The sequence below is a fragment of the Sporosarcina sp. SG10008 genome (genome assembly GCF_044569405.1).
In the GTDB taxonomy this organism is placed as follows: Bacteria; Bacillota; Bacilli; order Bacillales_A; family Planococcaceae; genus Sporosarcina; species Sporosarcina psychrophila.
The window spans coordinates 4,119,902-4,133,829 of the sequence record NZ_CP172607.1; the positions used below are offsets into that span (position 1 = coordinate 4,119,902).

General features: G+C 39.0%; 12 protein-coding genes. 11 read left to right on the top strand and 1 reads right to left on the bottom strand.

Annotated features, from left to right (window positions below):
* Positions 1-2: 2 nt before the first annotated feature.
* The 10 genes from walK to ACGLYD_RS19405 all read left to right on the top strand — a co-directional run bounded on the left by walK (position 3) and on the right by ACGLYD_RS19405 (position 11,612).
* On the top strand, positions 3-1,829 hold the full coding sequence (gene walK / locus ACGLYD_RS19360; protein WP_338654372.1) for a cell wall metabolism sensor histidine kinase WalK: 1,827 nt from the start codon (positions 3-5) through the stop codon (positions 1,827-1,829).
* Positions 1,820-3,142 (top strand): YycH family regulatory protein, encoded by a 1,323-nt coding sequence (locus ACGLYD_RS19365; protein ID WP_399629945.1) that lies wholly within the window; start codon positions 1,820-1,822, stop codon positions 3,140-3,142. Before walK ends, ACGLYD_RS19365 begins: the two co-directional genes overlap by 10 nt.
* Entirely contained in the window at positions 3,129-3,941 is an 813-nt protein-coding gene (locus tag ACGLYD_RS19370) for a two-component system regulatory protein YycI (RefSeq protein ID WP_399629948.1), read from the top strand. The genes ACGLYD_RS19365 and ACGLYD_RS19370 overlap by 14 nt, the downstream gene beginning before the upstream one ends.
* Positions 3,942-3,953: 12 nt before the next feature.
* Positions 3,954-4,742, top strand: coding sequence for an MBL fold metallo-hydrolase (locus ACGLYD_RS19375; RefSeq protein ID WP_067204153.1), 789 nt, complete (start codon positions 3,954-3,956; stop codon positions 4,740-4,742).
* A gap of 130 nt (positions 4,743-4,872) precedes the next feature.
* Positions 4,873-6,120 carry a S1C family serine protease gene (locus ACGLYD_RS19380; RefSeq protein WP_399629951.1) on the top strand — a complete coding sequence of 416 codons (1,248 nt, stop codon included), beginning with the start codon at positions 4,873-4,875 and terminating at the stop codon, positions 6,118-6,120.
* 168 nt (positions 6,121-6,288) lie between these two features.
* Positions 6,289-6,453 (top strand): CxxH/CxxC protein, encoded by a 165-nt coding sequence (locus ACGLYD_RS19385; protein WP_082786443.1) that lies wholly within the window; start codon positions 6,289-6,291, stop codon positions 6,451-6,453.
* A gap of 79 nt (positions 6,454-6,532) precedes the next feature.
* Positions 6,533-7,012, top strand: coding sequence for a 23S rRNA (pseudouridine(1915)-N(3))-methyltransferase RlmH (gene rlmH, locus ACGLYD_RS19390; protein ID WP_067204158.1), 480 nt, complete (start codon positions 6,533-6,535; stop codon positions 7,010-7,012).
* Positions 7,013-7,112: 100 nt separating this feature from the next.
* Positions 7,113-9,176, top strand: coding sequence for an ATP-binding protein (locus ACGLYD_RS19395; RefSeq protein WP_399629955.1), 2,064 nt, complete (start codon positions 7,113-7,115; stop codon positions 9,174-9,176).
* Between the two features lie 396 nt (positions 9,177-9,572).
* On the top strand, positions 9,573-11,075 hold the full coding sequence (locus tag ACGLYD_RS19400; protein WP_342539332.1) for a malate:quinone oxidoreductase: 1,503 nt from the start codon (positions 9,573-9,575) through the stop codon (positions 11,073-11,075).
* 156 nt (positions 11,076-11,231) lie between these two features.
* Positions 11,232-11,612: a VOC family protein gene (locus tag ACGLYD_RS19405; protein ID WP_338654362.1), complete on the top strand. Its 381-nt coding sequence runs from the start codon at positions 11,232-11,234 to the stop codon at positions 11,610-11,612.
* A gap of 120 nt (positions 11,613-11,732) precedes the next feature.
* Here ACGLYD_RS19405 and ACGLYD_RS19410 read toward each other — a convergent pair whose 3' ends face one another.
* Positions 11,733-12,320 carry a GNAT family N-acetyltransferase gene (locus tag ACGLYD_RS19410; protein WP_399629959.1) on the bottom strand — a complete coding sequence of 196 codons (588 nt, stop codon included), beginning with the start codon at positions 12,318-12,320 and terminating at the stop codon, positions 11,733-11,735.
* A 94-nt stretch (positions 12,321-12,414) separates the two neighbouring features.
* Here ACGLYD_RS19410 and ACGLYD_RS19415 point away from each other — a divergent pair, with 94 nt between their 5' ends.
* Positions 12,415-13,773, top strand: coding sequence for a PLP-dependent aminotransferase family protein (locus ACGLYD_RS19415; protein ID WP_399629961.1), 1,359 nt, complete (start codon positions 12,415-12,417; stop codon positions 13,771-13,773).
* Positions 13,774-13,928 lie beyond the last annotated feature (155 nt).

The window sequence follows — 13,928 nt, forward strand, 5'->3', positions numbered from 1 at the left end:
TCATGCAAAAAGTTGGTTTTTTCCGATCTATCCACGTTAAATTTGTCTTAATCTATGTGATGCTGATTTTAATTGCAATGGAAATAATCGGGCTGTACTTTGCACGCGAGCTCGAACAGAACATGAAATCTAACTTCACAACATCGATTGATGATAGGATGAGTTTGGTCGAATTCAGTGTGCGTGAAGAAATGATGAAAAAACGAGCTGCGGACGACCCGATGACACTTGAGAAGAGTCTTCAGGCCGTCCTTTCGAGTTTTAAATCGGAAGATATCAATGAAGTACGAGTTATTAATGCGGGGAATATTATTCTTGCAACATCAGCCTTAAATAATATATCTATGGTTGGACAGCGTTCGGCGGACGACATTGTGAGGAAGTCAAATGCGTCGAAAACTCCATATGACATTATTAATCTTGACCGGAAAACAGGCAATCGAATTTTGGTTCGTGCAACGCCTATTGTTGTTGGAGATGAAGTGAAAGGCATACTTTATCTTGAGGCAAACATTGAAAAGGTGTTTAAACAAATCGATGAAGTAAATCGTATTTTAGCCGGCGGGGTAGCTGTTTCGTTGTCTATTACAATCATTCTTGGTATTTTAATCGCACAGACGATGACAAGACCAATATCTGATATGAGGCGCCAGGCTCAAGCGATGGCGAAAGGGAATTTCTCGCGAAAAGTTCGCGTATATGGAAATGACGAAATGGGCCAACTTGCAATAGCCTTCAATCATTTAACGAACCAATTACAAGAGTCTCAGTCATCGACTGAAAGTGAACGGCGGAAACTGGCTTCCGTATTAGAGAATATGACTGATGGCGTCATTGCAACTGATCGAAAAGGTCGCGTCAGCCTTATTAATGACTCCGCACTTCTTATGCTAAGACTAACACGGGATTTGGTCTTGAACCGACCGATATCTAGCATCCTTGGATTTGAGCAGGAGTATGCATTTGAGGATTTAATCCAAGTAAAGGAATCCATTGCACTGGATTTCAGTACGGAAGATCAGCCTTATATTTTACGAGCGAATTTTTCCGTTACACAAAGAGAAACTGGTTTTGTGAATGGTCTTATTGTTGTCTTACACGATAATACAGAACAAGAGAAAATCGATATGGAAAGACGTGAGTTTGTTTCAAATGTATCGCATGAATTGCGTACGCCACTTACAACAATGCGCAGTTATTTGGAGGCGCTTGCTGACGGGGCGTGGAAGAATGAGGAGATTGCACCATCCTTCCTTCACGTAACACAGACTGAAACTGAGCGGATGATTCGGCTTGTTAACGATTTGTTGAAGCTATCACGCATGGACAGCAGGGACTATGACTTGAATAAAGAATGGGTTGAATTCAATTATTTTTTCAAATCAATCATTGGTCGCTTTGAATTTTCGAAGTCTCAAGAAGTCCAGTTTATACGCCTTCTCTCTTCCTCCGAACTGTTTGTTGAAATCGATACGGATAAGATGACCCAGGTGCTCGATAATATAATTTCAAATGCGTTAAAATACTCACCAGACGGCGGAGATATCCGTTTTGGCATTACAATGTCCGGAGACTTTATTAAAGTAATGATTTCGGATGATGGTATGGGAATACCACAGGCAAACGTTAAACGTATTTTTGACAGATTCTATCGAGCAGATCGAGCAAGATCCCGTGCGATGGGCGGTACAGGACTAGGTCTTGCAATTGCCCGTGAAATGATTTTGGCGCACGGAGGAGAAATATGGGCAGAAAGCGAAGAAGGAAAAGGAACGACAATATTCTTTACGTTGCCGTTTGAACTTCAGGAGGACGGTGAGTGGGGTTGAAATATGTTGAAACTGTCAAATCGATTGTACTTATCCTACTTGTCGCTCTCAGTATCATACTAACATTTTCTATTTGGACGTACTCACCGCGTTATGAAACCATTGAGCAGTTCCCGCCCGTAGATATTTCTATAGGCGATAAAAAGAGAATTGATGAAATTATAAAACCATATAAAATGGTCTTTAATTTTGACGATGCTTTGAAAGGAACAACTGATTCAGATAAAATCGATCGTATTATGGAAGAGATAACGGACTGGAAAATAACAGAAATCACCACAGTGGAAGAAAACTTTACTTCAGAGGATATAAGTACTTTGCTACGGAAGCCTAACCGGTTTACAGTGTTCTTTCAAAGTGAAATTCCTTTGTCTGTCTATGACAGCGTTTTGAAAATTGAAGCACCGACGCCCGAGATTTCATTTAACCAGATTGTGGTTGAATGGAAGCCGGACAATACTGCGATGACTGTCTACTTCGTGAGCAAAGAAAACAAGAAGCTTTATAGCGCAAAAGTGAAGGCAGAGGATTATCAAAGTCTCGATAATTCAATATTAACAGTCGGGCGAGAACTTCAAGAATACAGAGAAGTAAACCCTGATAGTTCTTCCTATCTCGTAGTCTCAGTAGAGCCCGTGGAAACGATTAAGTACACTTTTCTGGAGGATGAAGTCTCCATTAATAAATTCCGTGATGCATTGTTCAGTGATGTAAATGCAGTACGGAACAGCCAAGTGGGAATTCATGTTGAAGAACTTGCTGACGATCATGCAATGATGAATGTTTATACGGAGAAGAAAACACTGAACTATGTTTCACCAAGTGCAGAAAGTCAAGAACTTGCAATACCCTCAGAGTTACTGATAAATACAGTCAACTTTGTTAATGAACACGGCGGATGGACAGACGAATTTAGATTTACGTACATGGATGCCGAGACCCGATCAGTAAGATTCCGGTTATATCTGCACGGATTACCTGTCTATACAGATTCCAGTTCTTCTGCTGAAATTCTGCCGAAGTGGGGAAAAAATCGGATATATAGTTATGCAAGACCGTACTATAGACTCAATTCTTCAAATCCAGCAAAATCAGAAATTGAACTTCTTCCACCAGGCATTGATATTGCCGAAAGTCTTAGAGAATCGGATAAGTTGGATATTGGTGCTGTCGAGGAAATTACTCCGGGTTACTTTATGAAATATAAGCCAGGACTTTTCATCATGGAGCCGGCCTGGTTTTACTTGATTAATGGTAATTGGAACCGCTTTTCACCTGAAATTTTAGGAGGTGAACTGATTGGATTGGAATAAGTCGAAAACGATATTTATTATCGTATTTTCAATCGTGAACGTTTTTCTTTACTTACTTTATGTGGACAAGGTTACAGATGCCCAAAATGTTCAGGTGATGGGGAAAACACCAATCGAGGAATTGCTGAAGATGGACAACGTTACGTATGATCAACTACCGCCCTATAAAAACGATCCGTCTTATGTGTCCGCAAAGTCTATGATATTTATAGATGAACAGATAAACAAACTTGAAAATCAAAAAGTCGAAATCTCAGACGAAACATTTCTTCAATCAAAATTGGACGATCCTGTCAGTGTGATGAATACGAAAGGCGATTTTGATTTTACGGAGATTCTCGCTAAGTATGTATTAAACGGTGCTGAGTACGAACTTTGGGACGTAGATGAAGAGGCGCAGGAAGCATTGCTTTTTCAGAAAGTGATGGACAATCCCATTTATTTCAGTAGTAATGCGAAGCTGGTATTGCATTGGAATGACAAGGGGGAAGTTACAAACTATGAGCAAAGTATGCTGCATGAATTCGGTACCTTTAATCGTAAAAAAGATCTTCTTTCCCCTATAGAGGCAATCGGTAATTTGTATTCAAACGGGCACTTGAAACAAGATTCCAAGGTAAAGTCTATGAAGCTCGGTTATTCGACACATGTTCAAGTATCGGAAACCCAAGTGTTTGCTCCGACATGGCATGTACGTGTAGAATTGAAGGATGGGGTAAAAGAAGATTACTTCATCAATGCAATTGAAGGTATGATTATAGAATTCCAGCAAGAACCGTTGGAAGAAGAGAATGAATAAGGGGTTTTTGCAATGCGTTTTAGTGTCCTCGCAAGCGGCAGTAGCGGCAATGCGGTATTTATAGAGAGTGATGAACATACCTTTCTCGTGGATGCGGGATTTAGTGCGAAGAAGATGGACAGTTTAATGGCTGGCATTGATCGTTCTATGAAAAAAGTTGACGGTATCTTTGTAACGCACGAGCATAGTGACCATATAAAAGGGATTGGTGTTGTCGCACGGAAATATGGCACACCAATTTATGCGAATGAAAAAACATGGCAGGCGATGGACGGTCTTGTTGGCAATATTCCGCTCGAGCAGCGCTTTCAATTTGATATGGAAACGGTAAAATCATTTGGTTCACTCGATGTTCAGTCATTTGCTGTCTCGCATGATGCAGCTGATCCGATGTTTTATGTTTTCCATGAGAATGGCCGAAAATTGGCGGTCATTACAGATACAGGTTATGTGAGTGATAGGATGAAAGGGTTCATCCGCGGTGCAGATGCTTTTGTCTTTGAAAGCAATCATGATGTTAGTATGCTGCAGGTAGGACGCTATCCTTGGTCCGTCAAACGACGAATTCTGAGTGATGTTGGACATGTATCTAACGAAGATGCTGCGGTTGCAATGAGTGAAGTTGTCGATCAAAAAGATACGAGAATCTATCTATCACATTTAAGTAAAGATAATAATATGAAAGATCTTGCAAGGATGAGTGTTACACAGACGCTGGAAACATGCGGTATCAGGACAGGTGAATTTGTTCATCTCTATGATACAGATGCAGATCAGCCGACTGAACTTGTCACAGTATAGAGTAATGTCTCTAGCCTTACCTTCAGGGGATTGTATAAAAACCTTGCTAAGGTAAGGTTTTTTATTTTGAAACGGTTGAAATAGGGTAATGTTAACTACAATGACATCATCATTAGAGAGGGAGAGGCGTATGGACGAACTAAATCAGAATCAGGCGAATGGAGAGCCGCAACCTTCTGCTCCTATGCCGGAAAGTACAGCGCGACATAGTCAAAAGCCGCCAAAAAGAAGAGGCGGATTCATATCCGGCTTCATTGGAGTTGTAATCGGTGCATTACTTGTATGGTTCATCATGCAAGGCGAAAGTAGTACAAAGGAACAGTCGCTGGTTAATGGCTCGGAGCAGAAGGTCGATGCTATGCAAACAGAACGCATATCTCTTGATGTAAATAACGACGTTACTGATATTGTCGAGAAAGTGGCGGATTCAGTCGTTGGCGTAACGAATTTGAAGACAATTAGTGATCCTTGGTCGCCTGTAGAAACGACAAGGGAAACAGGTTCAGGTTCGGGTCTCATTTATAAAAAACAAGGGGACAAAGCATATATCGTAACGAATCATCACGTTATAGAAGGTGCACAAGAACTTGAAATTACTTTCGATGATGGTTCGAAGACAGACGGAAAAATCGTTGGTAGCGATATGTGGACTGACTTAGCTGTCATTGAAATTGACGCTAAACTTGTTAAAACAGTTATTGATTTTGGGGATTCAGATGCTTTGAAACGCGGTGAAACGGTCATTGCAATTGGTAATCCGCTCGGTCTCGGTTTTTCAGGTTCGGTAACCGTTGGCGTTGTATCCGGAAAAGATCGTTCGATTCCAATTGATTTTGATGAAAATGGCACAGTAGATTGGTTTGCAGATGCCTTACAAACCGATGCCGCCATTAATCCTGGTAACTCGGGAGGCGCGTTAATTAACCTTGCTGGCCAGCTTATTGGCATCAATTCCATGAAAGTATCGGAGGCAACGGTTGAAGGAATCGGACTTGCGATCCCCATCAATCTTGCAATGCCGATTATTGATCAACTTGAAGAACATGGTGAAGTAAACCGTCCGACAATGGGGGTTACATTACTCGATCTTCGAAGTATACCAGCTCAACAACAACGGGAAATGCTAAAGTTACCGGTGGATGTAACAGACGGGGTTGTCATCAATGAAGTAATGAGCAATTCTCCTGCCCAACTTGCTGGTGTAAAGCAGTATGATGTCATCGTTGAAATGGATGGCGAAAAAATTGAGGACATGGTCACCTTGCGTAAACATCTGTATAATTCGAAAGAAGTAGGCGACACAATGCAAATGAAAGTGTATCGCGATGGTCAATTGCTTGAAATTGAAATGGTGTTAAAAGACGGTAACTCATTCTAGTAATAAAAATTATACACAGATTACCATGAAAAACTTATCCACAACGGGTATAATAGCTAACAGCTAGCTATTATACCCGTTTTTTTATTGTATTCGCTGTTTGTGGATAAATCTAAATATTTGTGAATAACTTTGTGTGAAATAAAAAAGCTGAAAGTTGGGATAGAAATGAATACTTATAGCTGTGAAACTCATATAAACCATGCTTTAGACGTTTTTGTAGCGGAGCAAGGAAAGTTTCCAATCATGGAAGTTGTATCGGAGGAAGAAAAGTTATCCACAAAGTGCAACTACTGTGAAGAGCCTTCGATATATGTTGTGGCGAACAAATAGTCGGACACAAGATGTAGATAAGTGTTGTGGATATGTGCATAAGTTTTGTTTGTAATAAATAAAAAAGGGTGGATAACTTGTGAATATAACGATTGTGACAGTAGGTAAATTAAAAGAGAAGTATTTAAAAATGGGCATTGAGGAATTCTCAAAACGATTAGGCGCGTATGCAAAAGTTAATATAGTCGAAGTAGCGGATGAGAAAGCACCTGAATCATTAAGCGACGCCGATATGGAAATTGTGAAGAAAAAAGAAGCGGAGCGAATTCTGGCGAAATTTGGGTCGGATACGTATGTGATTGCACTTGCGATTGAAGGTAAGATGAAGACGTCAGAAGAGCTAGCGGCGGATTTAGAGTCGTTGATGACGTACGGACGTAGTAAGGTGGCATTTGTTATTGGTGGATCACTAGGACTGCATGACAGTGTGATAAAACGCGCGGATGAATTACTGTCCTTTTCGAAAATGACGTTTCCACATCAGATGATGAAGCTGATATTGTTGGAGCAGGTATATAGGGCTTTCAGGATAATGAAGAATGAACCGTATCATAAGTAAAAGAGATTTTTAATATGAAATGAGAGATAAAAAATAACGTAACGTATAGATCCTGATTTTTAACTGAAATTTATAATGCCTATGATTGGGGACCGTGTGAATGTTAAGTGAACAGACGAGATATTCTAGGCTTGCGAACATAACCAAAATAATAAATACAAAGTTAGAACTACGCGAAGTATTACAGCGGGTAACAATGGCAATATCCGAAGAGGTTGTTCAATGTAACTCTGTTGGTATTTATTTACCCCAGAAGGATGGAACATTCAGAGGGTTTGCAGGAAAACCAGAAGTTATAAATGGTATAACGCTTGATACGCAGGTAATAGATGTTGAAATAGACTTACTAGCCAAAGAAGTTATTGAAACTCAAAAAACCATCTACATCCCTGATACCTCAAAGGATAATCGACCGGATCCGAGATCAGTTGAAGCCTTCCAAATTAAATCCTTATTAGCTCTGCCTATTGCATTTGGGCACGAGTTGTTTGGTCTGGTTTTTTTATTTGATTATGGAACACCAATGAACTTAACAGAGTCAGAAATTCAAAGTGTTGAAGCTTATGTGAATATGGCTGCAGTCGCAATTCAAAACGCAAATAATTTAAAACAAAAAGAAAGCCTTATTGCTGAAAAGCAATTATTACTTAATGTTACACGTGACTTATCGATGTGTTCTTCTGTAGAAGAATGTCTCGATAAATGTTTTTATTACTTAGGAAAAGTTTTAGATAGCAAAAGTATTGCTGCATATCTTCTAGATCCGTTAGAAAATACAGCAATTAGATTAACGAAGTTAAGTAAAGACTGTGAGTGGACACAGGCAGATTGGATTGAGAACCTTAAAAGCATAAGAATGAATCAAAGCTTTGAAACCCTGATGCAAAAGGTTATTAAAACAAAAAGTGTAATTTCCGGCCCGAATGAAGAAAGTAAGTATCTACTTATGATTCCGTTGGTTTCAATGGGAGAAGTATTAGGGGTAATAGCAGTTGTTAATGTAGAAGGGAAAGCTAATAATTACGATAAATCTCAAATTCAACTAGCAAAATCTATAGTTGACGCCACAGCCCCTACGTTTTCAAACTTGTTATATATGGACCAACTTGAAAACATGGTGGAAGAGCGAACAAGCGAATTAGCTACTGCTAATGAAAAAGTCACGAGTGTTATTGAAAGTATTACAGATGGATTCTTTGCATTGAATAAAGAATGGGAATTTATCTACTTAAATAAACATCAATATATACCACAAAAGAAAACAGCAGAAGATGTATTAGGTAAGAATATTTGGAATGTCTTCCCGAAGAGTGTGGATACAGTCATGTATAAAGAATTTCATCGTGCAATGTCAGAGCGAGTATCAGTACATTTCGAATATCTCTCAACCTCTGATGATTATTGGTACGAAGTAGTCGCTTATCCGTATGACGAGGGGATCTGCTGTCTTTTAAAAAATATAACGGAAAAAAAGAAATATGAGCAAGAATTGAAAAGGTTATCAAATTTAGACTTAATAGGGCAAATGGCGGCAGGTATTAGTCATGAGATTAGAAATCCAATGACAACAGTACGAGGGTTTTTACAGTTATTAAAAAAAGAAGGCGAATTTGAAAAACATAATGGTTACTTTAATTTAATGATTGAAGAACTTGACCGGGCAAATTCTATTATTACTGAATTTCTTTCAATAGGTAATACAAGGACATCTGATTTAGAGATGTTAGATTTAAATTCAATTATTCGTGATATTACTCCTTTGATAAAAATCGATACATGTAATCAAAATAAACTTATTCAATTCGATATTAAAGACATCCCAGAACTACTTTTAAATCCTAATGAGATCCGACAATTAATAATAAACCTATATCGTAATGGCCTTGAAGCAATGAGCACAGGGAAAGTTCTATCCATCAGCACCTACAAGGAAGATGGAAATTGTGTAGTTCTTGCAATACGGGATCAAGGAGAAGGTATCAGTCCTCAGACAGTAGAGAAATTGGGTACTCCATTCTACACAACTAAGGATAATGGTACTGGATTGGGTTTAGGTATATGTTATGCCATTGTTGCCCGTCATAACGCAAAAATTGAAATTCAAACAGGATCTGAAGGAACTACTTTTTTTGTTAAATTTGACACCTACATAGGACTCCGTTGAATTCGCTATGGTGTTAGGAGATGCCTTCACTCAGATTATAGAGGTATTCATTTGTTCAAGATTAAATTAAAGTTAATCATAAAAAACTACTTTAGATTTGTCGTGGAAGTAAAATTTGAAGTGTCGATCCAATGGTAACGGCACACAAGAGCTTTACCCTTTGCAAGAAGCTAGGGTAAAGCCGTGGATTTTTGAGTGTTCCTATAGACGTTCGGCTTTACTATCTTTTAAATCGACTATAACTACTATATAATAGAAGTTATTCCGATCCATGAATAATTGTAAAAATTGAGACAGAAAAGATATGTGTCTAGGTCACTCCTTAGCTTGCTATAACGCCTAAGCAGGAGCGCCTACATCCTTTCTGCGAATACTAGGGTATAAAGGATGGTAAAAATGAGTAACCAAAAAACTAAAACAGACGTTATCTTAATTGGTGCCGGAGTTATGAGTGCGACTTTGGGGACAATGCTAAAAGAATTAGTACCAGAATGGAATATTAAAGTGTTTGAGAAGCTCGCAAATGCGGGGGAGGAAAGCTCTAACGAATGGAATAATGCAGGAACTGGCCATGCGGCACTGTGTGAGCTTAACTACACCAGTGAAAAACCAGACGGATCTGTAGATATTAGCAAAGCTATAAAAATCAATGAACAGTTTCAGCTTTCAATGCAGTTTTGGTCATATCTTGTAAACAATAAGCTGATCAACAATCCGCAGGACTTTATCATGTCATTGCCTCATATGAGCATGGTACAAGGGGAACAAAATGTAGCATTTTTAAAGAAACGTTTTGAAGCGATGTCAAATAACCCGTTGTTCAAAGGGATGGAATTTTCCGCTGACCCAGAAAAATTGATGGAATGGATTCCGCTAATTATGCAAGGCCGCCCATCAAATGATGCCATAGCAGCAACAAAAATCGACACTGGAACGGACGTCAACTTCGGTGCTTTAACGCGCATGTTGTTTGACCACTTACAGAATAAAAATGTCGATATCAATTACAAACATAGTGTTGATGCTATTAAGCGAACAAATGATGGCGCATGGGAATTGAAAGTGAAGAATGTCGATAGCGGTAGCATCGAACGCCATACTGCAAAATTTGTCTTTATCGGAGGCGGCGGAGGAAGTCTGCATCTACTACAAAAAACCGGTATTCCTGAAGGAAAACATATTGGTGGATTCCCAGTAAGCGGAATCTTCATGGTATGTAATAATCCGGATGTTGTGGCGCAGCATCACGCAAAAGTATATGGAAAAGCGCAGGTTGGCGCTCCACCAATGTCTGTTCCGCATCTGGACACAAGATTTATCGACAATAAAAAGTCATTGCTATTTGGACCATTTGCCGGCTTTTCACCAAAGTTCTTAAAGACGGGTTCAATGTTAGATTTAATAACTTCTGTCAAACCAAATAATGTGTTGACGATGTTAGCCGCAGGCGCAAAAGAAATGTCATTGACAAAGTACCTCATCCAGCAACTTATGTTATCGAAAGAACAGCGTATGAAAGAGTTACAAGAGTTTATCCCGAATGCCAAAATTGAAGAATGGGATTTTGTAGTAGCGGGCCAACGTGTACAAGTTATCAAAGATACTGAGGCGGGCGGTAAAGGAACACTTCAATTTGGTACGGAAGTTATCACTGCTGCAGATGGATCGATTGCAGCTTTGCTAGGCGCTTCTCCGGGTGCTTCTACTGCCGTACACGTTATGTTTGATGTCATTAAAAAATGCTTCCCGCAATATATCGAAGAATGGGAACCAAAATTGAAAGAAATGGTTCCCTCGTATGGCATGTCGCTAATGGAAAATCCAGAGCTTTTGCACGAAATGCATACTTCAACAGCGCAGGCGCTTGGTCTAAGCGAAAACTTGTCGGACCAAAGCTAATTCTTTGGATATAGAAACAATCGAGATGAACTATAATATAGAACCTTTGATCTGTCTTTGGATTGAAGGTTCTTTTTTCAAGACCCTTTAGCTAGATGGTCACGGAGACCTTTGTCGTAAGTACACAAAACAAACTACTCATAGGGAGTGAACAATATGATTACAAAAATCGGTCAAATTATGTTATATGTCAATAACCAAGATGAGACAGTGAAGTTTTGGACGGAAAAAGCAGGATTTAGCGTCATTTCAGAAGAAGATAATGGCCAAGGAATGAGGTGGATTGAAATCGCTCCAACAAAGGATGCGGAAACAACTATCATACTTCACAATAAGGAACTCATTGCTAAAATGCAGCCGGAATTAAATCTTCAAACACCTTCATTACTGCTTTTCTCAGAGAATCTTGATGAATTATACAGAGACTTTAAGGATAAACAGATCACAGTTGGAGACATGGTAACGATGCCTTCTGGCAGAGTATTTAATTTTGCGGATAATGAAGGAAATTACTTTGCGGTTTTGGAAAGAAAGTGAGCTTCTGACTAATGAAAAAATAAGTGCAAAAACGACTTAGAACATACTTCTTAGTCGTTTTTGTATTTGTTTAAACCTTGAGAGAATTATGTGGTGTCTCCTACTTGATAAAGTACCGGTTTATTTTTGATAACTCTCCATTAAGTCTTCTATACGCTGTTTTACTTCAGGCCAATCCTCTTCTATTACGCTATACATAACCGTATGTCGCACCGTTCCATTAGGTCTAATCATATGATTACGTAAAACCCCTTCTTTTTTAGCACCAATCCGTTCAATAGCTTTTTGAGATTGGCTATTTTCATGACCTGTTTTAAGTTGTACTCGTTGAAACTGTAGTTGATTAAAGCAGTAAAATAGTAGCAAGTATTTACACTCTGTATTGATGTTTGTGCGCCAAAATGACGGATGCAGCCAAGTATGACCGATTTCTAACCGTTTATGTGCAGTGGAAATATCGAAAAATCGCGTAGAGCCAATTATTTCATTTGTTGCTCGAAGCACAATGACAAAAGGGTATTCCGTTCCTGTTTCCCGATTAACTAATGCCTGTTCAATATAGGTCTGTACGTCTTCTTTCGTTTTTAATGTATCCAACATATGCGTCCAAATACGCTCGTCTTGGCAATGTGCATATATGCCATCTACATCATTTTTGGTCATTGGTCTTAAAACAACAGCATCTCCGTATAATTGAATAGTTTCCATGAACCATCACTCCTTTATTTCATTACACCTTAACTTTGATATGATTAGAAGTACCAAATAGTATAAAAGCAACCATACCAGAGGAGAGATTTTTATGGAGTTGTCATTCAATGGAGATGCCCCGTATTATCTTCAAATATATAGGCAAATTCGAGAAAAAATCATACAGCATCATCTTCTCCTACATACGAAGTTACCTTCAAAACGGCAACTTGCAAGGGATTTAGGTGTTAGTGTGCATACAATTCAGGAAGCATATGCTCAACTAATAGCTGAAGGCTATATCGAAAGTAAAGAGCGATCTGGTTACTTTGTTGCTGCTTATGATTATGAGCGCCTTGTTTCGAAACATCAGCAACTATATAGTTCACCCCCCGAAATTGCTGAAATCGACATCGACTTTCACTCAGGCCATGTAGCGAAGGATGTTTTTCCTTTTAAGACTTGGAAAAAGCTATTGAGTCGACATATAGGAGATGCCTCATTTACCATGAGTCCTTGGCAAGGTGAATGGCGCCTACGCCAAGAAATTGCTGCCTATGTTCAACAATCCCGTGGTGTATCATGCGTGCCGAATCAAGTCTTCGTTTGTAGTGGTACACAGACACAATTGCATATGATTTGTCAGTTTTTCTATGAAGCAGCGTCTGTTGCTATTGAAGACCCGGGATTTATTCGAGCTAAAGCGGTTTTTGAACAACAGCGAATACCTTATGAAGCGATTCCTGTAGATGAATTAGGAGTGACTGTTCCGAGTAAATCACATCAGTTTCTCTACACAACGCCAGCACATCAATTTCCACTGGGGATGATTTTACCGATACAACGAAGAATTGAGTTAATTAATTGGGCCCATCAAAACAATGCTTACATCATTGAGGATGATTATGACGGCGAATTTCGCTATAAAGGAAAGCCTATACCCTCACTTGCTGAGCTTGATGAAATGAAGAGAGTCATTTATTTTGGTACATTTTCAAAGACACTTATTCCATCTCTTCGTATGAGTTACTTTGTTTTGCCTATCAAGCTTGTTGAGCCATTTGAGCAGAAGTTTGCTCTTCAAAAATCAACGGTTTCTCGAATGGAACAACTTACCCTTGCTGACTTTATGAGGGAAGATTATTGGAGACGACATCTCGATAAAATGCGGACGATTTATCGACAAAAACAGAGGACGATTTTAAAGGCAATTCATCACTATTTATCGCCCGAATATGAAGTTATCGGGGAGAGCTCTGGTCTGCATATCGTTTTAAAGTTACCTGCTGATTTAACGGAAGAAGATGCTATTGAATTAGCGAAAGTAATTCATATTCGTATTTATCCAGTTTCAAATTCTTACGTCAATGTAAAATCAACTAATTTAGTTTTACTCGGATATGGTGGGCTTTCTAATGAGGACATTACTCGTGGAATTCAATTACTTGCAAAGGTTTGGCAGGAAAGATAGTAAGGGGCTATTCTTGTCGTGCATTCGCAACTGTGAGCAAAATGTTTACCAAGCATTCTAGATAGGACAGGTTTAAATAAAGAGCTTCAAGGAAGGTTTGTCAATACGGGAAGACTGTGAGAGGATATAAGCATATAACGAATGGAGGAAATGAA